Genomic DNA, 22572 nt, shown 5'->3' on the forward strand with positions numbered 1-22572 from the left:
AAGATGGTTTCAGTAGATCAGGCGTATATGGCAGGGCATATGAAAAATGCCGATGGAAGTATCAATAACAAAAATGTAGTGCTGTCAGCAGCATGTGAAGCAGCAGAACTGTTCCAGTGCATGATGTCAGTAAATCAGAAACTGGAGGACTGGCAGAGATTTAACCACACTTTGGAGATGCATCTGAGGAGTGTGGAATGTGAGAAAATCCATGATATCTGTCAGGCAGTATATGGAATGAAACATCCGTCCAATGAACTGGAAGGATTGTATCTGGCAAAGGAGGATGAACAGATATGCCTGCTGTATTATCAGGTATTTGTGGGTATGTTGGAAATCAATATCAATTCAGCTGAAGTGCTGTACAAACAGAAGGAGGAAACAATCAATGAGTAAGATGGAGTATATGCCGGTAGATTGTCTGCAGGTGCCAAAGATGCTGTTTCAGATGGACAGATACAAGAATCTGTCAAATACAGCAAAGATTTTATACAGCTTATTTCTGGATCGCTTAAAATTTGCGGTGCAGAATGGCTGGGTAGATGGTGAAGGGGATTTATTTGTAATCTATCCGAAAAGTGAAATGAAAAAAGACCTGAATACGACCAGATATGGCGTAGATCAGGCAGTGCAGGAACTGGTTCAAGTTGGTAATCTGGTGCGTATCATTTCAGACAATGGAAAGGCGAACCACTTTTATATCAATGATATTTATGAAAATGAGATGGAGGAAGAATCAATGATGACATTAGACAGCATTATGGCAAATATGCCGATGGAAGAAAGAGAAATTATCATGGACAAGATGGTGAAAGCATCCAGAGATATTCTGGAAACGATTGCGGATATGGGATATCTGGATGAATATGAGACACCACTGACTTCAATGGAAGAAAGAAATTATCGAGATGAGCTTGGACAGCTTGATATTGATCAGATTTCCTGTGATGGCTATGAATTTGGCATGGACCTGGCATTTGGAATCCTGGAAGAAAATGAGGAAAATGCTGATAGAGTACTGGACATTCAGAAGTATGTGAATAGGCAGCATAAAAAGTGTTCAAAAAAGAAATTTATGAAAGTTCTGGAGACTCTGGTACACGCAATAGGAAATGATGAAGGATTTATTGCCGATATGTATGCGTGTGATAAAGAGGCAAGGAAAATTTATCTGGAAGAAGCGGTGAATGCGTTCAATTATGTGCTTGATGAATTGTGTCATGGCACAGGAAGTGCAGCAGGGTATGACTTCAACAATATGGAAGAATAGGAAATAAATTATGGCAGATTTTGAATACTTCAGAGCAGAAGAATCTGACCAGTTTTCTTTTTTCCGAATACCGAAAGCTCTGTTTACAGAAAAGGAATTTCAGGGTCTTTCCACAGATGCAAAACTCTTGTATGGAATCCTTTTAGACCGCATCAGTCTATCAAAGAAAAATGGCTGGATTGACAGTGATGGTTATGTCTATATCATTTATACGATTGCAGAACTGCAGGATCTTTTGAGGATGTCCCATACGACTGTAACAAAGCTCCTTTATGAACTTGACAGTGTGCATGGAATTGGACTGATTGAACGGTACCGGCAGGGAAATAACCGTCCCTCTGTCATATATGTGAAAAATTTTGTGAAACGGGTCAGAGGAAAGCCAGACAGATATTTTCATTCTGGATTGCAAGAAACTGGAAGTCCAGATAGCAAGGAGTTGGAAATCCGGATAGCAAGAAATTGGAAGTCCGGGCAGCAAAAAAATAGAAGTCCGGACTGCAAGAATCTGGAAGGAAGTAATACTAAGATAAATAAGACAGAAAAGAATCATACTGATAAGAGTAAGAGCAACACTCACGCTTTGGAAGAAAATTTCAGCCAGTATGGGAGATTCAAAAATGTTGTTTTGTCGGAAACGGAACTGCAAGAGCTGATGACTCTATTTCCGTGGGACTACCAGAAACGGATTGATCATCTTTCCGTTTATATGAAATCCAGTGGAAAAGAGTATCAGAACCATTTTGCAACAATCTGTCTCTGGGCTGAACGGGATGGAGCCAGGACAGGAATGGAAAAATATGAATTTCAGGAAGGAGAGAGTCTGTGATGGAAAATGGAGTAACAGCAGATTATCTGGACGAAGATGGATGTCTTCATTGCGGTACCTGTGGAAAAAGAAAACAGATGAAAGTCAGTCTGATGGGATTTGAGCATGTAGTGTCCTGTTTGTGCGAATGCGAGGTAAAAGCCAGGCAGGAACTGGATGAGAAGATGCAGCGGGAAGAAGCACAGAGGCTGCTTTATCAGAGAAAGTCAGTCGGACTTCGGGAAAGAAGATTCTGGGAATGGAAATTTGAAAATGACAATGGAAGCAACCAGAAGATCATAATCGCCAGGCAGTATGTAGAAAACTGGATAGATATGAAGAGAAAAAATGTAGGACTGCTTCTGATGGGACCAGTTGGAACCGGGAAAAGTTTCTTTGCAGGCTGTATTGCAAATGCACTTTTGGAACAGGGAGAACGTGTCATGATGACGAATTTTTCCAGGATCTTAAACGAAATGACCAGCTATCAGGCAGATAAGAACCAGATTATACAAAATCTTGTGGATTATCCGCTGCTGATTATTGATGATTTAGGAATAGAACGAAATTCCGAGTTTGCTTTGGAGCAGGTCTATAATGTGATAGATAGCCGTTATTGTAAAATGCTTCCGCTGATCGTAACAACGAATCTGGGACTGAATGAAATGAAATCCACAGATTTGGATACTGCCCATCAGCGTATTTACAGTAGAATACTTGAAATGTGTGTTCCCATCTATTGTGGTGGAGAAGATAAGAGAAAAGAAGAAGGGACAGAAAAACTCGTACAGGTGCAGAACCTGATTACCGGTTAATCTGTCTTTTTTCATTAAAGGGGGTGATTGACATGATTACAGATCTGGACAGCAGTTGAATCGCTGAAAGGAGGGAAAAGTCATGCAGGAAGAGGTAACTCAGAAAACGGTCACGTTCTGTATTCGGGCAACTAAGATTACAGCAGACCTGTTGAAAAAGGTTCTTGCTGCGTATCTGCGTCATCAGAAGCAGAAATCAGTAGAGAAGAAAGCACAGAAAAATCAGCCGAAACAGGGAAAGGTCACGGTAAAAGAGCTGGCAAAACAGAATGCCGGGATGGTCAATATCGAGATCACGGACAAAAATATCAAGTCCTTTGAACGGTATGCCAGAAAATACGGGATCAATTATGCTTTGAAAAAAGACAAGAGCAAAGAGCCTCCGGTTTATCTGGTATTTTTCAAGGGACGTGATCAGGATGCCCTTAATGCTGCTTTCCGTGAGTTTTCCCAGAAACAGATTCAAAAAGCGAATAAGCCTTCCATTCATAAGCGTCTTGCAGCTTATCGGGCAATGATGCCAAAGAAGACGAAGGACAAAGTAAAGAACCGGCATCAGGAGCAGAGTCGATGAAAAAGAAAAGCGGCAAAACTCTGATGCAGAAGTGGAAGAATAAAATTGGGGGTAAGCTGTCCGCCCTGGATAAAAAGAAACTGGTTCTTACAAATATCCCTTATGCTCTGGCTGCTTTCTATGCAGACCGGGCATTTTTTCTTTACCGGAACAGTCCGGGAGAAGATATGGGGAACAAACTTTTATATGCAATGGAACACGCAGACCGGATTTTTGCTGGTTTTGTGTTAAGCAATAACTGGAAAGATCTGCTAGCAGGTATTGTTGTTACAGTCGTTCTGAAAGTGTTGGTCTGGCAGAAACAGGCAGATGCAAAGAAATTACGGAAAGGCATCGAGTATGGTTCAGCCAGATGGGGAACCGCAGAGGATATCAAGCCTTATATGTCGGAAGATCCATGGATGAACATTCCATTGACAGCAACAGAAGCACTGACCATGGAGAGCAGACCGAAGCAACCGAAGTATGCAAGAAATAAAAATATAGTGGTCATCGGCGGCAGTGGTTCCGGTAAGACACGTTTTTTCGTAAAACCATCGGTCATGCAGATGAACTGTTCCATGGTCATTACAGATCCGAAGGGCACTCTGATCGAGGAGTGCGGAAAGATGTTAGCAAAGGGACCACCTAAGAAAGATAAGAATGGAAATATCATGAAAGATAAATCTGGAAAAATGGTACATGAGCCATATGTGATTAAGGTTCTGAATACCATCAATTTTTCCAAGTCCCTTCATTACAATCCATTTGCTTATATACGGTCTGAAAAGGATATCCTGAAGCTGGTAACGACAATCATTGTTAATACCAAAGGTGAAGGGGAAAAAGCTTCCGAAGATTTTTGGGTGAAAGCAGAGAGATTGCTGTACACAGCACTGATTGCTTTTATCTGGTATGAAGGTGATGAAGAGGAAAAGAATCTGAATACCCTTCTGGATCTTTTGAATGAAAGCGAAACCCGTGAAGAGGATGAAACTTACCAGAACCCGGTGGATATGATGTTCCGGGAACTGGAAGAAAGGGATCCGCAGCACTTTGCGGTCAGACAGTATAAAAAATACAAAATGGCGGCTGGCAAAACTGCCAAAAGTATTCTTATTTCTTGTGGTGCGAGGCTGGCACCATTTGATATAGCAGAACTCCGTGAGATCATGTCTTATGATGAAATGGAACTGGATAAGATCGGTGACAGGAAAACAGCCTTGTTTCTGATTATGTCCGATACGGATACCACATTTAACTTTGTGATTGCCATGCTACAGTCACAGCTTTTCAATTTGCTTTGTGACAAGGCAGATGATGAGTATGGTGGAAGACTGCCAGTTCATGTGCGTGTCATCGCTGACGAGTTTGCCAACATCGGACAAATTCCTCAGTTTGACAAGCTGATTGCAACTATCCGAAGCAGGGAAATCTCTGCTTCTATTATTTTGCAGTCACAGAGTCAGCTAAAGGCAATGTATAAGGATAGTGCAGATACGATTCTGGGCAACTGTGACACGACTTTATTCCTTGGTGGGAAAGAGAAGACTACCTTAAAGGAAATGAGCGAGCTTCTGGGTAAGGAAACTATTGACCTGTATAACACTTCGGAGACGAGAAGTAATCAGAAGTCTTTTGGATTGAATTACCAGAAAACGGGCAAACAGCTGATGACAGAAGATGAGATTGCAGTCATGGATGGAGGAAAATGTATCCTGCAGATCCGTGGTGCCAGACCATTTTTCTCGGACAAATATGATATCACGAAACACAAAAACTATCGGCTTCTTGCAGATGAAAACGAGAAGAACCGATACAAAGTAGAAAAAGAGTTAAATCCGCAGTACACGCCGAAATCTGAAGAAGAGGTGGAAGTAATTCATGTAGAACTGTCGGAGTAACCTTGGGAATGAACGAAAAATAATGAGGAAAGGAATAACTGACATTAGGTGCGCCGGCTTTTTAGTCGGTGTTTTTTCATTCCCGTAAACACCTGAAAGAAGTCAGTTTTGGTGAATGTATATGGCATTTTTTAGCAGTGCAATTACAACTTTAAAAACTCTTGTAGTCGCAATCGGCGCAGGCCTTGGCGTGTGGGGTGTCGTAAACCTTCTGGAAGGATATGGAAATGACAATCCCGGCGCTAAGAGCCAGGGCATCAAACAGCTGATGGCTGGTGCCGGAATCATGCTGCTGGGAACTACCCTGATTCCACAGCTGGCAACATTGTTCTCTTAAGAGGAGTGGTAGATGAACACCATCATTGAGAGAATTACGGAAGCGATAAAGGATATCCTGATCGGGCTTATCAAGTCAAGTTTGGATAACATGTTCACGTCTGTCAATGAGCAGGTGGGAACCATAGCCGGGCAGGTGGGACAGACACCGCAGGGATGGAATGCAGGGATTTTTAATCTGATTCAGAATATATCCCAAACGGTGATTGTCCCCATTGCGGGACTGATCATCACCTTTGTCCTGTGCTATGAATTGATCACGATGGTAACACAGAAAAACAATTTCCATGAATTTGAGACTTATAACATTTTCCTCTGGATCTTCAAAGCGTATATAGCCATTTATCTGGTGACAAATACGTTCAATATCACGATGGCGGTCTTTGATGTTGGCCAGCATGTGGTCAACAATGCCGCCGGGGTGATATCAGGAAACACTGCGGTGGATGCAACAGAAGCAATTTCACGGATTGTGGATGCCCTGGAGGATATGGAGTTAGGGGATTTGTTCCTGCTATCCATGGAAACGATGTTGATCAGTGTTACCATGCACATTCTGTCAATTATCATTACGGTAATCTTGTACGGAAGAATGATAGAAATTTACCTTTATACTTCCATAGCACCAATTCCGTTTGCCACCATGACCAATAAGGAATGGGGTAATATCGGAAACAACTATTTAAAAGGCTTGTTCGCACTGGCATTTCAGGGATTCTTCATGATGGTCTGCGTGGGAATTTATGCAGTTTTAGTAAATGCAATGACCATATCCAGTGACCTTCATGCAGCAATGTTTTCAGTAGCGGCTTATACCGTGATTCTTGCATTTTCATTATTCAAGACCGGAAGCCTTAGCAAATCAATATTCAATGCCCATTAGCGGGCAGGAAAGGAGCGCATACCATGGCGTATGTACCAGTACCAAAAGACCTTACCAAGGTCAAAACAAAAGTAGCGTTAAATCTGACAAAGCGGCAGTTGATTTTCTTTTCACTTGCCGCAGTTGTGGGAATTCCGTTTTATCTGGTCATGAGAAAACCAATCGGTTCCAGTATCGCAGCCATCCTGATGGTAACGATCATGCTTCCGTTTTTCTTCATGGCAATGTATGAAAAAGACGGTCTTCCCTTTGAAAAAGTGGTGGCAAATATCATTCGACAGAAGTTTATCTGTCCGGCAGTAAGACCATATAAGACAGAAAATTTTTATCAGGAGATTTCCACCCTTGTGAAAAAGGAGGGTGTGCCGGATGGCAAAAAAGACAAAGCAGGAGGCTCAGCAGGAGCGTCTGTCCCTGGCGGAAAAAAGAAACCGTCAGGAAAGAAGAAACAAAAAAAGCAGAAAAGAAAGAGAACAGGAAAAGCGTAAGAAGAAACAGGAGCGGGACCGCAGGAAACAGAAAAACATTCCTACAACTGCACAGCAGAGTATTCCGTATATTCGGATGCTGCAGGATGGTATCTGCCAGGTGACAAAGACCTTTTTCTCTAAGACAATTCAGTTTTATGACATCAACTATCAGCTTGCTTTAAATGAGGATAAGACCACGATATTTGAAAATTACTGTGATTTCTTAAATTACTTTGATTCTTCCATCAGTGTGCAGCTATCCTTTATCAATCAGCAGGTGGATGTAGCAGAATTTGAGAAAAGTATTGATATTCCTGATCAGAACGATGACTTCAATGCCATTCGTGAAGAGTACCGTACTATGCTGAAAAATCAGCTTTCCAAGGGAAATAATGGTCTGGTAAAGACAAAGTATATCACTTTTGGAATCGAAGCAGAAAGCCTGAAGGTGGCAAGACCAAGGCTTGAAAGAATCGAAACAGATATCTTAAACAACTTTAAGGTTCTGGGAGCACAGGCACATCCCTTGAATGGACTGGAAAGGCTGGAGATCATGTATCATGTGTTCAACCAGGATCGGATTGAACCATTTAAGTTCCAGTATAAGATGCTTCCGGAAACAGGATTAAAGACCAAAGATTTTATTGCACCGACTTCCTTTAACTTTTCCAAGAATCAGACATTTTTGATGGGAAGAACGATGGGAAGTGTAAGTTACCTGCAGATTCTGGCACCGGAGCTGACAGACCGGATGCTTGCAGACTTCCTGGATGTAGATGACAGCATCAATGTCAACATTCATATCCAGTCTATTGATCAGAGTTCAGCGATCAAAATGATCAAGAGCAAGATTTCAGATCTGGATAAGATGAAGATTGAAGAGCAGAAGCGGGCAGTACGTTCCGGTTATGATATGGACGTGCTTCCGTCGGACCTTGTGACTTATGGAGAAGAGGCGAAGAACCTGTTGGAAGATCTGCAGTCCAGAAATGAGAGGATGTTCCTTGTAACGGTTCTGGTAATGAATACCGCAAAGAAGCGTCAGAAGCTGGATAATAATATTTTCCAGGTGCAGGGAATCGCGCAGAAATATAACTGTTCCTTAAAACAGTTGGATTATCAGCAGGAAGCAGCACTTATGTCCTGTATTCCGCTGGGAGTCAATCGGATTGAAATCCAGAGAGGGCTTACCACATCTTCAACAGCGATCTTCGTGCCATTTACGACACAGGAACTGTTTCAGGAAGGGGAAGCTCTTTATTATGGATTGAATGCATTATCCAACAACATGATCATGGTTGATCGGAAACGTCTGAAGAACCCGAATGGACTGATTCTTGGTACACCTGGTTCCGGTAAGTCCTTCTCAGCAAAGAGAGAGATTACGAACTGTTTCCTGATCACAGAAGATGATATCATCATCTGCGATCCAGAAGCCGAGTATTCTCCATTGGTACAGGCACTGCATGGGCAGGTGGTGAAGGTTTCACCGGTATCTGATCAGTATATCAATCCAATGGATCTGAATCTGAATTATTCTGAGGAAGACAATCCACTGTCACTGAAAGCAGATTTTATTCTGTCTTTGTGTGAATTGATTGTTGGAGGAAAGAATGGACTGGAGCCGGTAGAAAAGACCATCATTGACCGTTGTGTACGGTTAGTCTATCAGGAATACCTTGCCGATCCAGTACCGGAGAAGATGCCAATCCTGGAGGATTTATATAATCTTCTGAGAAAACAGGAAGAGCCGGAAGCACAGCGACTGGCCACTTCATTGGAGATCTATGTTACAGGTTCATTGAATGTATTTAATCATCAGACAAACGTGGATATCAATAACCGCATTGTCTGCTTTGACATCAAAGAATTGGGAAAACAGCTGAAAAAGATTGGGATGCTCGTCATTCAGGATCAGGTCTGGAACAGGGTAACGATGAACCGTTCTGCCCATAAATCCACCAGATACTATGTGGATGAGTTCCATCTTCTCTTAAAAGAGGAGCAGACCGCAGCTTATAGTGTGGAGATCTGGAAGAGATTCCGTAAATGGGGTGGTATCCCGACAGGAATTACCCAGAACATTAAGGATTTATTGTCTTCCAGGGAAATCGAGAATATTTTTGAAAACTCTGATTTCATTTATATGCTCAACCAGGCTTCCGGAGACAGGCAGATTCTTGCAAAACAGCTGAATATCTCACCAACCCAGCTGTCCTATGTAACCAACAGTAATGAGGGGGAAGGACTTTTGTTCTATGGAAATGTCATTATCCCATTTGTAGACAGATTCCCGAAGAATTCTCTCTATAAAATCATGACAACCCGCTTGGAGGAAACTTCCGAAGCAGGTTAAATCAAAGGAGAAAACAATGTTACGAGCAATTTCATATGTATTAACTTTTAGTGGCGGTGCTGTTTTCGGCATCGCTTTTCTCTGCTTATTACAGGCAGGGAAAGGGTATCCGAAGAAGGAGGAGTAAGTAGTGGCAGAACAGAGAATGAAAGTCAGGGACAAGAAAGTCCAAAAGATGACCAAGGATGGTCTGGTGGAAGAAAACCTGACAGATAAATCTTCTGTTCGTGTCAGTAACCGTGCCAGTGATGTGCAGATGGGAAGAAAACAGGGGGAAAAAGAAGAAAACCTTGTGGATAAGTCTCCCCGCCAGTCTGAACGGAGTGGGAAAAATATTCGTCCCTCTGTGCAAAAATCCAGAGATGCACCGGAACTGATACGGACAGAGAAGCAAAGTGAGGATTTTGGACAAAATAGAAAGCAGCAAAACCGGAAAAGGATTCGTGCTGAAGTCGGAAAAGAATCCAGACTTGCAGAAAAATCTGAAGCCGGACAGTCAGGGAGACTGAAAGAAAAACGTGCTGATCTATCAGAAAACAGAGGAGACGGCCGGAGAAATCAGACAGGTGGAAGCAAAAAGCCAAAACAAAAGCAGCGTTTGAAGTTTGCTTATGAGGAAACTGGTGCTTCTGTGAAAAATGACAAAGATATGGAGAAATTGAACCAGATGGATACGGATGGAGTCAATTTCCGCCATCAAAAACAGAAGGAAAAAGCCAAAAAGTTTTCTTATGAGGAAGCCAAAAAGAAAAAGGAAGCTAAGCAGCATTCCAAGAAGGCACAGGTCTATCGGGCAAATGAAGGGGAAGCTCCTGGAAAGAAGAAATCCCGCCTGAAGTTTGGCGAAGGGGAATCTGTGAAAACAGAAAAAGCTTCTGTTGTCAAGAAAGCAGGAAGTGCAACTTCCGTAGCATTGCACCGTGAGATCAGCAAAAATGAAGACGATAATGCGGCGGTAGAAGGTGCTCATAAGTTAGAAGAAAGCGGCGAAGGTGTTTACTGGCTGGAACAGAGAAGTGCCAGACGCAGGAAACAGAGGGCATTCAGAAAAAGAAGCAGACTTGAAAGACAGGCAGAGAAACAGACACAGGCGGCAGCCCGTCAGGAGCAGAAGAAACTGAAAAAACAGATTCAGAAGCAACAGATCAAACGGGATTATGCCAAAGCGAAGCGAAGTGAACAGACAGTAGGAACAGCTACAAAAGGTACGATTGATTATATCAAGAAGATTGGCGGCAAAGTCACCAACTTTTTTAAAGAAAACCGGAAGGTGTATATCAGTGTAGTAGTTCTGATCGGCTTGATGTTTCTGATCATAACGAATGTCACGTCTTGCTCTGCAGTGTTTTTACAAAATGTGATCACTTATACCGGAACCAGTTATCTGTCATCGGATCAGGCAATCCGGGAAGCGGAACTGTATTACACACAGCTGGAAGCTAATCTGCAAGAGCGGATCAACAACATGGAATCTGAAGAACCGGGACATGAGGAATACCGATATGATATCGGACCTATTGAGCATGATCCGTTTATCCTGATCAGTTATCTGTCTGCAAAGTATGAAGAATTTACTTTTGAACAGGTCAAGCCGGAGCTGGATGCTTTGTTTGCAGAGCAATATCATCTGACTACGGAAGCAGTGAATGAAACCGTGACGGAGACAGCAACGGTGAGGGTGGGAGAATCTTTGGGACAAGTTGTTACAAGTGGATATTGTAACTGTCCAATCTGTTGTGGTGTTTGGAGCGGTGGTCCAACTGCCAGCGGAGCATATCCGACTGCCAATCATACCTTAGCGGTAGATGCTTCCAATCCGTTTGTACCAATGGGAACAAAAGTAGTTATGAATGGTGTCGAATATACCGTAGAAGATACCGGAGCTTTCGCAAGATACGGTGTACAGTTTGATGTCTATTATGATAATCATGCGGCAGCATCTGCACATGGACATCAGACATGGGAATGTTATCTTGCAGATGATAACGGAAGCAATGAAGTCGAAGTGACCAGAACCAGAGATGTGGACACGCTGAATGTAACATTGACCAGTGGAAACCTAATGTCTATTTGTCAGGATAGGCTTGGATTCTTCCAGAAAGAACTGTTCAGTGCCTATAACGATACGAAAGGTAATTTACAGATGTTTGCGACACCGGTTGATTTTAACTGGTATTCCAGTGTGACCAGCTATTATGGATATCGGATTCATCCAATTTCAGGAGCAAATCAGTTACACAATGGTATGGATATCGGAGCACCGGAAGGGACAAAAGTAATGGCTGGGCTGACCGGAACAGTTACAACTTCTGATTATAACGACAGCTATGGCAATTATGTTGTGATCAAGGACAGTAAAGGCTATGAACTGCGGTATGCACATTTAAGCAGCCGGAGTGTATCTGCAGGAGCATCCGTCACGAAAGGTGATGAGATAGGTCTTGTAGGAAATACTGGAAATTCTACAGGAAGCCATCTTCACATTGAACTTCTGAAAAATGGAGAGCGGTTAAACCCGATCTTTTATCTGGAAACAGGAGAAGGGGCAGGCTTTGGCAGCAATGAATATACCAGTGAGGCAGCACAGCGTTTGTTAAATGAAGCAGCGAGATATCTTGGGACACCGTATGTATGGGGCGGATACTCTCCTAGTGGATTTGACTGTTCTGGATTTGTAAGTTACTGCCTGGTTCATTCTGGGGTTAGAAACACCGGAAGGTTGACAGCACAGGGATTGTACAACATTTGTACACCTGTATCACAGTCAGATGCACAGCCGGGAGATCTGATCTTCTTTACAGGAACCTACGATGCAGGAGAACCAGTAACGCATATCGGAATCTATGTGGGCAATGGTCAGATGATCCATTGTGGGCATCCGGTTCAGTATACGTCCATCAGCTCTCCATACTGGCAGAGCCATTTTTATGGATTCGGGCGATGGTAAAGAAAAGGGCGGTGTAACAGCCGCCCGGAAAGGAGAAGAGATGAAAAGTCTTGAAAAAGCAACGGCAGATTATGAGAAAGCCAAGGAAAAAATGGAAGCATCCAAAGCCAGATATGAAGCAGACTTAAAGCGGTTCAAGGCTGCGGAGATTGCAAAAACAGAAGCGGAAAATCTGGAAATTGTAAAAATTATCCGTGCAATGGATATGAGTATTCCAGAGCTGGAAGCTTTCAAAAAGAGAATGAAAAATGAACTGCCCGGCAGGGTAGAAATACAGAAGGAGGAAACAAGGTTTGATGATGAATTTAGAGAAGATGAAACAGAAGAAATCTAAAAATAGCGTGAAAAAAGGATTGCTTGCAGCAACGACATTTCTTTGCCTGACAACACCTTTGCTCCAGACACAGATTGCTTATGCAGCTGAAAATACCACACCTGCAATCACGATTGAGAAACCGGATGGCTGGAAACAGGGAGAAACAACCATTACTGTTACGGTAGATGCCAGTCATATGCCGGAAGGTTTCTCGATAGCAAAGATTGAAGCAAAAGCTGGAAAAGATGGAAGTTGGCAGGATGTAACCGGAAGCGGAAGTATCACGATTACTGGAAACCAGACGGTATACGTGCGTGTGACAGATGGTGAGGGGAAGGTCTATGAGCAGAATCGCTCTATTAAGTGTTATGACACGGAAAAGCCGACACTCTCTGCTTCCCTGACAGATGGTGTGCTGACGATTCAGGGGAATGATACAGTATCCGGGATTACTGCAGTAACAGTTAATGGCACCACTTATACAGATCTGAAGGATGGAATGCTGAGAGTGCAACTGACACAGAAAGATTTTACAACAAAACAGATTGAAATCACGGTAACGGATGGTGCCGGAAATACTTCTGAGAAATATGTACTGCAGAATCCTTATTATGAATGGGCAAAGAAGCAGGCAGAGAAACAGAAAACTTCCAGTGAAAGTAATGGTGCAATGGCAACTACGACCAGTGCAGATGCAACTGGGACTGAGAAAACAACGACTTCACCACTTCCACAGGATGCACAGGCTTCTGAGCCAACAGATGCAAAAGGAACCGTGGATGATCGGACAGTAACAGGTATTGAGGAACAGCTTAATAAAGAAGGCGAGACAGCAGATTCTGTTACCAAAACAGCTACGGAAGGCACAAAAGAGTTTTATACCATTTCGACTAAGAGTGGTAAGATTTTCTATCTGATTATTGACAATTCAAAATCTCAGGATAATGTGTATTTTCTTACAGAAGTCAGTGAAAAAGATCTGATGAACTTTACACTTTCTGATTCGGTGACACTTCCGGAAGTAGATACGGTTTATGCAGAACCAGAGAAAAAAGCAGAGGAAGAAAAGCCGGAAACGACAGAGTCAGCCGAGAAAGATAAGGTAGAGGATGATATTCAGATGCCTGAAGATAAAAGTCCATTTGGAACGTATCTTTTGATTGCACTGGTTGCAGTCGGAGCTGCGGCAGGAGGATATTACTTCAAAGTCTATAAACCAAAGCATGAATATGATGACGAGGATGAGATGGAAGAGGATGAAGATGAATCCGAAGATTCAGAGTCAGAAAAACGGGAAGTAGACGATGCAGATGAGCAGGAAGAAAGTACAGAACCGGAAATCCTGAGAGATGAAGATTTTGACGATAATGTGCTGGAAGATGAAGAAGAGGAGCAGGAGTAAATGAAATTAGTGATTGCAGAAAAGCCATCGGTTGCGATGGCACTGGCTTCCGTGCTTGGAGCCAGAACAAGAAAAGATGGCTACGTGGAGGGAAACGGTTATATCGTTTCCTGGTGCGTAGGACATCTGGTTGGATTATGCGATGCATCGGAATACGATGAAAAATATAAAAAATGGAGATATGAAGATCTGCCGATTGTGCCGGAATGTTGGAAACACAAGATTTTGGAGGGTACAAAGAAGCAGTTTGGAATCTTAAAGAAACTGATGAGAGATTCCCAAGTAGATGAGGTGATCTGTGCTACTGATGCAGGACGTGAAGGAGAGTTAATCTTTCGTTTGGTGTATGAGCAGGCAGGATGCAAAAAGCCGATGAAGCGGCTTTGGATCTCTTCTATGGAAGAACAGGCAATTAAAGATGGATTTGCGTCATTAAAAGACGGTTCGTGTTATGACAGTCTCTATCAGTCAGCACTTTGCAGGGCAAAGGCAGACTGGCTGGTGGGAATCAATGCGAGCCGTCTTTTTTCCGTTCTGTATAACCAGAATCTGAAAGTTGGAAGAGTACAGACACCAACACTTGCTATGATCGTGGATCGAAATCAGAAGATCAAGGAATTTACCAAAGAGAAATATTATATGGCTCATATCAAGTTTGACGATATGGATGCGGTAACAGAGCATTTTCAGAAAAAAGAAGATGCAGATAAAGTGGCTGAGGACTGCTTAGAGCGGATGTGCGAAGTGGAAAAGGATGATGTGAAAGAGAAAACGGTCCGCCCTCCAAAACTCTATGATCTGACAACCCTGCAGAGGGAAGCAAACAGAATGTTTGGTTATACCGCACAGCAGACACTGGATGCCGTGCAGGAGATGTATGAGCAGAAGCTTGTCACTTATCCGAGAACAGACAGCCAGTATCTGACAGATGAGATGGGAGAAAGCACAGAAACTCTGATTCAGATGTTACTTGGAAAAATGTCATATGCCGAAGGTCTGGGATATCAACCGGACGTGAGTAAGGTATTAAATTCAAAGAAAGTATCCGATCACCATGCGATTATCCCAACCATGGAAGTAGCAAAGGCAGATATTGGTGAACTGAAAGAACGAAGCCGCAAGATTTTGTATCTGATCAGTGCCAGGGTACTGACAGCAACTGCAGATCTTTATATTTATGAAAGCCATAAATGCCAGATCACCTGTAATTATCATACGTTTTATCTCACAGCAAAGAAAACAAAGCAGGAAGGATTCAAGGTGATCGAAAATAAATTAAAACAGTTCTTTGGCGTAAAGAGTGAGAAAGAAGAGCCGGAACTGGATATCTGGGCAGGCAAGCATTATGGTCCCTGTGATTCTTTTGTATCGGAGCATTTTACACAGCCACCGAAACAGTACACAGAAGATACCCTGCTTTCTGCAATGGAACGTGCAGGAAATGAAGAACTGACCGAAGATACGGAAAAGAAAGGACTTGGCACACCGGCAACAAGGGCAGCAATCATTGAAAAACTGATTCAGTCTGGCTTTGTGAAAAGGGAAAAGAAAAATCTGGTGCCGACAGATGATGGAAATGTGCTGATTACGGTTCTTCCTGACGAGATAAAATCTCCGAAGATGACCGCAGAATGGGAGATGGCATTAAACCACATCGCTCAGAATACAGAGACAGCAGATGAATTTCTAAATGGGATTACAGAGCTGATGCAGGAACTGGTTGCCAGATATCAGGGTATTTCAGAAGAAAAGAAAGATCAGTTTCAGAGAAAAGCAAAAGGAGAAGTCATTGGCAAATGTCCCCGCTGTGGAGCAGATGTCAGGGAAGGGAAAGTAAACTTTTACTGTTCTGACCGGAATTGTGCTTTTACCTTATGGAAGAATGACAAATTCCTTGCAAGCCAAGGGAAAAAGATGGATAAGGCGACAGCAAAGAAATTTCTGTCCAAAGGAAGAATCCATTATAAGGATCTGGTATCAAGAAAAACAGGGAGACAGTATGAAGCAACTGTGGAAATGGTTGATCCCGGTGAGGGAAATGTACAGTTTAATCTGATTTTTCCACAACGATAAGTAGTGTATTGCAGGCAGTCTAAGGACTGTCTGTTTTTAATACAAGTAATATGAAAGAGAGGACCTTAGCATGAAGAAAAAAGGTAATTTTAGAAAAGTAGTATCTGGCTTGCTGGCAGGCATGACAATGCTTAGTGCAGTGTTGTCTCCGATGACTGCATATGCAGCGGAGATCCAGCCAGAGGAAATACCTCCACTTTATGAAGAAGTGAAAGACCTTCTGGATGAAGATGAGGTGGTGACTGCCAAAGATTATGAAATTGAAACAGGCAGTGTATTTGATGTGAAATCAGACTTTACAGGACTGGAAATCAAGGATGATAACAAGGTCAAAGTCACATTTGAGGAAGCAAAGAATGATAAGAATGAGGATTTTACGACAGATCATGCGGACACTTACAAAGCGGTCTATTATGTGGAACCGGTAAATCAGGAGCATCCGAAGTACCAGATCAGCCGAAACCTGATTGTGCGTGAGAAAGAAACAGAAGTACAGACAGAGGCGGCAGGGAGTGAAGCAGTGATTGAATCCGAAACAGTTGGCAGTGAACAGCAGGCAGAGGAAGCGGAGGATTCCGAAGCAGACTCGGAATTGCTTCCAACAGAGGAAGTGACGGAAAGCGAGCTCGAAGAATTTGATTCTCAGGCAAGCGAACTATTACCGGACATGGAAGAAGATACTGAAAATACAACAGATCCGGAAACAGGTCTTACAGTATCGGATGCAATGGAGCAGGCGGAAGAAGAAGGAATTGATTTATATGCCATGGAAGCTGGTGAAACAGTCACTTTTATGGCAAAGACAAGTGCAAGAAGTGTACAGAAAGTATCTGTTACCAGAGGAACACTGTATCGTTATGCAGATTATGGTTATGGTTCTTATCTGACCTATCAGTATACGGTTCAGTTTGGAAATGTATCTGCGACTGCTTACTGTGTACAGCCATCAAAACCGGGACCAGGAACAGGTAATTATACCATTAGTAAAGTCGGAGATGGAAAAACATTAGCTAAGGTATGTTATTACGGAACCAAGGCAGCAGGAGATGAAGGATTTTTTACAGAAGAGAATGGTTATGGAAATCTTAGTGCTGGAGCAAAATTCATTCTTGTCCATCTGGCGGCTTCGTATGCTAATGGAAGTGGCGATGCTTTTTCCGGAGCGAATAGTACAGCCAAGAATTTAGCAATGAAATTGTATAATTATTGTGTTTCACAGCCGGAAATACCGGATGTAGCAATGTCATTTTCTGATGCAGATGTAAAAGCTTATGTGGATGGCAATTCACAGAGAACTAAAGATATTACATTCAAAGCAGATAAGCTACAGACAATTACGATGAAGCTTCCGTCTGGTGTGAAACTTCATAATCTGAGTACAGGCACAACAAGTAAAGCCGGTGCAAGTGTAGAGATTTGCGGAGGAACAGAATTTTATCTTTCTGCACCACTGACACAGGTGAGTGACGTGGCACAGAGCTGGTCTTCTACAATGAAGGGAAGTATTACAAAAGATTACTCTGCTTATAAAATCACCACCGGATCTGATACGCAGGATCTTGCGTTGGTATTTGGTGAAGGTGTAACAGATGAAAAATATATTGACTTCAAAGTAACCTGGATTGAGCAGGCTACGATCGAAATCGTAAAGAAAGACGATACAGCGGATGTTAATCTTGCAGGTGCAGTGTTTGGTGTATACAGTGATGAGGCTTGTACAAAGCTGATCACTCAGATGCCGGCAACAGATAAAAATGGAAAATCCTCTGTTACGATCATTAAGACACAGGATACCGTTTATCTGAAAGAGATCACAGCACCACAGGGATATGTGGTAAACGCAACGGCAACAAATGTGAAACTGGTAGCAAGTAAGATCTCGGCTGTGACCGTGGAAAACAAGGAACAGCTGGCAGAACTTACCATTTATAAAGAAGGACAGGTTCTGACAGGAGCAGAGGTCAGTGAGAGCGGAACTGTATTTCAGTATGAAAACCGTAGACAGAAAAATGCTGTTTATAACGTGTATGCCGGAGCGGATATCGTTACTGCTTATGGCACAAAAGTGTACAGCAAAGGTGATCTGGTAAAAGAGAACCTGACTACCGGAGAGAATGGTTCTGTTACACTGAAGAACCTGCATCTTGGAACCTATGTGGTAAAAGAAGCAAAAGCACCAGACAATTTCTATAACGGCAATGAAGAAAAGTCAGTGACTCTGACTTATGCCGGACAGAATAAAGAAGTTGTATTTGCAGATGTGACTTTTAACAACGAGAGACAGAAAGCAGCTGTTTCTGTAGTAAAACAGGATAAAGACACCAGGAAACCACTGAAAGACGGTATTTTTGCTCTGTATGCATCCGATGATATCAGAAATGCAGACGGAACCGTTGTTGTGAAAAAAGGAACGCTGATTGAGAAAGCAACTACTGGCGTAGATGGAACTGCAAAATTCACAGCAGATCTTCCGATTGGATATTCCTATTCTGTAAAGGAAGATCAGGCACCGGAAGGTTATGTAAGAAATACAGAAGATGTGTATACGTTCAAGTTTTCTTACACCAATGATAAAGAAGCAACCGTATCTTTTGCCCATACCTTCAGCAATGACCGTGTGACAGCAAAGATCAATCTTTATAAGGTGGATAAAGAGACAGGAAAAGCAGTACCGCAGGGAGATGCCACACTGAAAGGTGCAGTTTATGGACTGTATGCCCGTGAAGATATTGTGCACCCGGATGGAGCAACGGGAACTATTTATAAAGCAGGAGAGCAGGTAGCTTCTCTTACAACAGATGACAAAGGACAGGCTTCTGTAAATGGCTTATATCTTGGCAAATATTATTTCAAAGAGATTACTCCGCCGACCGGATACCTGGCAGATGCAGAAGAGCATGATCTTACGTGCAGTTATGAAGGAGATATGACAGCAGAAGTAAAAAGAGAGTGTACTTCCAGTGAGCAGGTCATCAAGCAACCATTCCAGATCATCAAAGCAGCCAACAATGGAAAGACAGATGCAGATCTGTTATCCGGAGCTGGATTTACAGTTTATCTGAAAACTTCCCTTACAAAGAAAGCAGATGGAAGTTATGATTTTGATTCTGCCAAACCTGTAGTGAGTGGCGAAAATGGAGCAACTGAGATTTTTACAGATAAAAAAGGATATGCCTGCAGTATTCCATTACCATTTGGAAGCTATATCGTGCGTGAAACTACAACACCGCACAACTACAAGCCAGTCGATGATTTTGAAGTGAATATCACAGAGCATCATCCAAATGAGCCGCAGATCTGGCGTGTGCTTCTGGATGAAGAGTTTAAGGCAAAACTGAAAATCGTGAAAAAAGACGATGAAACAAAAAAATCCGTCCTGATTGCAGGAACAGAATTTAAAGTGTACGACCTTGACAACAAAAAGTACGTGGAACAGGTAACAACTTACCCAGTGACAACCACTCACAAGTCCTATTTTACCGACAGTCAGGGATATCTGATCATGCCGAAGAATCTGAAAATCGGACATTACCGGATTGAGGAAGTCAATGCACCGGAAGGGTACACAATCAACAAGAACTATGTAGAGATTGCAGTGGATGCAAACACAGCATACCAGATGGATTCTGAGAGCGGAGATGCCATTATTACGGTAGATTATGAGAACCATCCAGTAAAAGGAAAGCTGACAATCTATAAAAAAGGTGAGATGCTGACCGGATTTAAAAAGGATTTTGTTTATGAAGAAAGATACCTGAAGGGTGCGGAATTTAATGTCTATGCAGCTGAAAATATCTATACACCGGATTATCAGAAAGATGAAAACGGAAACAGGCAGCTGATCTATGCGAAGGATGCACTGGTAACAACTGTTACGACCGGGGAAAATGGAAAAGCAGTTGCAGAGAATCTGCCGCTTGGTTCTTACTATGTGGTAGAAAAGACTGCACCGGAAGGATTCGTTCTGAACCATGACAGATCAGAAGTCGCATTTGTCTATGCCAATCAGGATACACCTGTGATCGAACAGGAAGTGACTGTTGGTGATGACCGACAGAAAATTGCGATCCAGGTAGAAAAACAGGATGCAGAAAATGGTGCAACCGTAGCAGGGGCTGTCTTTGGTATCTATAACAAAGAGGATATCAAGGCAGATGGAAAAGTGATTGTGAAAGCAGATACACTCTTACAGAAAATGACTTCTGATAATGATGGTCTTGCAGCATGTACGCTGGATCTGCCACTTGGACAGTATTATGTGAAAGAGTTAAAAGCACCGGCGGGATTTGTATCCTCTGATGAAATTTTGAATCTGGATGCTTCTTACCAGGGACAGGATGTGAAGACAGTAAAAATGAAAACAGTGAAAAAGAACCAGCCGACAACAGTAGAAATCACAAAATCTGATGTAACAACAGGTGTGGAACTGGATGGGGCAAAACTCACCGTTCTTGATAAAGAAGGAAATGTTGTGGATCAGTGGATTTCTGTAAAAGATCAGCCACATGTGATCAAACGACTGACAGTTGGAGAGGAATACACCCTTCGTGAGGAAATGGCACCTTATGGTTATCTGAAAGCAACGGATGTGAAGTTCACGCTGGAAGATACCGCAGAGATTCAGAAAGTAGAGATGAAAGATGAAGTACCGACAGGACTTCTGATTATCAACAAAAATGGAGAGTTTTTGGATAAAGTGACACTTCTGGACAATGTAAAAGGTACTGTGGAGCATCTCTTTGAATATGTAATTGGAAGTCTTACAGATGTAACTTTCGATGTATTTGCTGCGGAAGATATCAAAGCGGCAGATGGTGTCAGTGAAGATTATTTCAAAGCAGATGAAAAAGTAGGAACCATTACTACGGATTCCAATGGTATTGCACAGATGGGAGATCTACCGGCTGGCAAGTACTATGTGAAGGAAGTAAAAACTGCCCATGGTTATGTGCTGGACGGAGAGCCGAGATATGTTGATCTTTCCTACCGTGATCAGGACACACCAGTCATTACTTATGATGAGAAATGGCAGAATGCCCGTCAGAAAGTAAAGGTTACGGTTGTGAAGAAAGAAAAAGATACAGACCGTGTCCTTGCAGGTGGTGTCTTCGGTCTTTATACCAGTGAAGATATCAAAAATGCAAAGGGCGAGGTACTCCTTGAGAAAGACAGTCTGATCGAGCAGCGAGTAACGGATGAAAAAGGACAGATTACTTTTACGGCAGATCTTCCGGTAGATGGAAAATACTATGTGAAAGAAATCTTTGCGCCGGACGGATTTGTTACAACAGAAGAAGTACAGGAATTTACCTTTGAATATGCCGGAGAAGACCAGGCAGAAGTAAGCTATGACTTTACTTTTGAAAATCAGCCAACCACAGTGGAGCTGTCCAAAACAGACCTGACAACAGGTAAAGAACTTCCAGGTGCACACCTGAAAATAACGGATTCAGATGGCAATACAGTAGATGAATGGACTTCTACGGAAGAATCCCATGTGATCAAAGAACTGGTTGTTGGTAAGAAATACACCATGACAGAGACAAAACCGGCAGATGGATATGTCACTGCAGAAAGTATTACTTTCACAGTAGAGAATACAGCAGAGGTTCAGAAGCATGAGATGAAAGATGATGTGACAAAAGTAGAGATCAGTAAGACTGATATCACAGGAGAAACTGAGATTCCAGGTGCGAAACTGACGATTCTCGATAAGGATGATCAGGTAGTAGAGAGCTGGACTTCCACAGAGAAAGCACACTATATCGAAAAACTGCCAATCGGTAAATATACCTTACGTGAAGAGCAGGCACCGAAAGGATATCTTATGACTGCTGATGTGACATTTGAGGTGAAAGATACCGGAGAAATCCAAAAAGTGGTTATGAAAGATGATACTGCTAAGGGAAAATTGATTCTCAATAAGACAGATAAATCGTCAGGAGAACCACTGAAAGGGGTAGAATTTGAACTCCGTGACAGCAAAGGAAAAGTTCTGGAAACCTTAAAGACAGATGCTGCCGGTCATGCAGAAAGCAAGCTGTATGAGATTGCCACATTTAAGAATGGCAAATATGATACCGCTATCAAGTATTATCTGGTGGAAACAAAAACACTGGACGGATACACACTGGATCAGACCAAGCATGAAGTGACATTCGCCTATGCAGATGACAGTACGCCGGTTGTAGAAGTCACTTTTAATCTGACAAATGAGAAACCGGAAGTTCCAGAAACACCGAACACACCGGATACACCACAGTCCCATGAAGAGACAAAAGTATCAAATGCACCAAAAACAGGTGACAGCACGAATATTTGGCTGCCGATTCTGCTTCTGGTAATCTCCACAGGAGGTATGGCAGGACTTTATATCTGCAGAAAAAGGAAAAACAAATAAGGAAACCAACGGTTATGATTGGGAGCTTCTATGTGAGGC

Annotated in this window: 15 protein-coding genes; all 15 read left to right on the plus strand. The window is 42.5% G+C overall.

All coding sequences use genetic code 11. From position 1 onward, the window contains the following. The first annotated feature begins 3 nt into the window (after window positions 1-3). The 15 genes from AB5642_RS10220 to AB5642_RS10290 all read left to right on the plus strand — a co-directional run bounded on the left by AB5642_RS10220 (window position 4) and on the right by AB5642_RS10290 (window position 22533). Complete coding sequence (locus tag AB5642_RS10220) at window positions 4-396, plus strand: hypothetical protein (protein WP_195196478.1); 393 nt, start codon at window positions 4-6, stop codon at window positions 394-396. Then, window positions 389-1270, plus strand: coding sequence for a replication initiator protein A (locus AB5642_RS10225; RefSeq protein ID WP_195196479.1), 882 nt, complete (start codon window positions 389-391; stop codon window positions 1268-1270). The genes AB5642_RS10220 and AB5642_RS10225 overlap by 8 nt, the downstream gene beginning before the upstream one ends. Before the next feature lie 10 nt (window positions 1271-1280). After that, on the plus strand, window positions 1281-2099 hold the full coding sequence (locus AB5642_RS10230; protein ID WP_195196480.1) for a replication initiator protein A: 819 nt from the start codon (window positions 1281-1283) through the stop codon (window positions 2097-2099). Further along, window positions 2099-2893: an ATP-binding protein gene (locus AB5642_RS10235; protein WP_368371579.1), complete on the plus strand. Its 795-nt coding sequence runs from the start codon at window positions 2099-2101 to the stop codon at window positions 2891-2893. The genes AB5642_RS10230 and AB5642_RS10235 overlap by 1 nt, the downstream gene beginning before the upstream one ends. Window positions 2894-2975: 82 nt before the next feature. Next, complete coding sequence (locus AB5642_RS10240; RefSeq protein WP_117579922.1) at window positions 2976-3467, plus strand: PcfB family protein; 492 nt, start codon at window positions 2976-2978, stop codon at window positions 3465-3467. A gap of 23 nt (window positions 3468-3490) precedes the next feature. Then, the gene (locus AB5642_RS10245; protein WP_368371585.1) at window positions 3491-5350 is read left to right on the plus strand and encodes a VirD4-like conjugal transfer protein, CD1115 family; all 1860 of its coding nucleotides are present in this window, start codon (window positions 3491-3493) and stop codon (window positions 5348-5350) included. Between the two features lie 121 nt (window positions 5351-5471). Next, window positions 5472-5687, plus strand: a complete 216-nt coding sequence (locus AB5642_RS10250; RefSeq protein WP_017144663.1) for a Maff2 family mobile element protein — start codon at window positions 5472-5474, stop codon at window positions 5685-5687. Between the two features lie 12 nt (window positions 5688-5699). Further along, window positions 5700-6569, plus strand: a complete 870-nt coding sequence (locus AB5642_RS10255) for a VirB6/TrbL-like conjugal transfer protein, CD1112 family (protein WP_117576648.1) — start codon at window positions 5700-5702, stop codon at window positions 6567-6569. A gap of 23 nt (window positions 6570-6592) precedes the next feature. Then, entirely contained in the window at window positions 6593-7057 is a 465-nt protein-coding gene (locus AB5642_RS10260; protein ID WP_005344185.1) for a PrgI family protein, read from the plus strand. Continuing rightward, entirely contained in the window at window positions 6939-9395 is a 2457-nt protein-coding gene (locus AB5642_RS10265) for a VirB4-like conjugal transfer ATPase, CD1110 family (RefSeq protein WP_195196487.1), read from the plus strand. The genes AB5642_RS10260 and AB5642_RS10265 overlap by 119 nt, the downstream gene beginning before the upstream one ends. A gap of 175 nt (window positions 9396-9570) precedes the next feature. Beyond that, window positions 9571-12342: a CD1108 family mobile element protein gene (locus AB5642_RS10270; RefSeq protein WP_368371586.1), complete on the plus strand. Its 2772-nt coding sequence runs from the start codon at window positions 9571-9573 to the stop codon at window positions 12340-12342. Beyond that, window positions 12323-12676 (plus strand): DUF4315 family protein, encoded by a 354-nt coding sequence (locus AB5642_RS10275; RefSeq protein ID WP_368371580.1) that lies wholly within the window; start codon window positions 12323-12325, stop codon window positions 12674-12676. Before AB5642_RS10270 ends, AB5642_RS10275 begins: the two co-directional genes overlap by 20 nt. Beyond that, on the plus strand, window positions 12639-14060 hold the full coding sequence (locus AB5642_RS10280) for a CD1107 family mobile element protein (RefSeq protein WP_330613871.1): 1422 nt from the start codon (window positions 12639-12641) through the stop codon (window positions 14058-14060). Before AB5642_RS10275 ends, AB5642_RS10280 begins: the two co-directional genes overlap by 38 nt. Beyond that, window positions 14061-16133, plus strand: coding sequence for a DNA topoisomerase 3 (locus AB5642_RS10285; protein ID WP_368371581.1), 2073 nt, complete (start codon window positions 14061-14063; stop codon window positions 16131-16133). Between the two features lie 70 nt (window positions 16134-16203). Next, the gene (locus AB5642_RS10290) at window positions 16204-22533 is read left to right on the plus strand and encodes a SpaA isopeptide-forming pilin-related protein (RefSeq protein ID WP_368371582.1); all 6330 of its coding nucleotides are present in this window, start codon (window positions 16204-16206) and stop codon (window positions 22531-22533) included. The last annotated feature ends 39 nt before the right edge of the window (window positions 22534-22572 follow it).

Origin of the sequence: Ruminococcus sp. 1001136sp1_2201st1_G3_2201SCRN_220225 (assembly GCF_040924365.1) — a bacterium.
In the GTDB taxonomy this organism is placed as follows: Bacteria; Bacillota; Clostridia; order Lachnospirales; family Lachnospiraceae; genus Blautia_A; species Blautia_A faecis.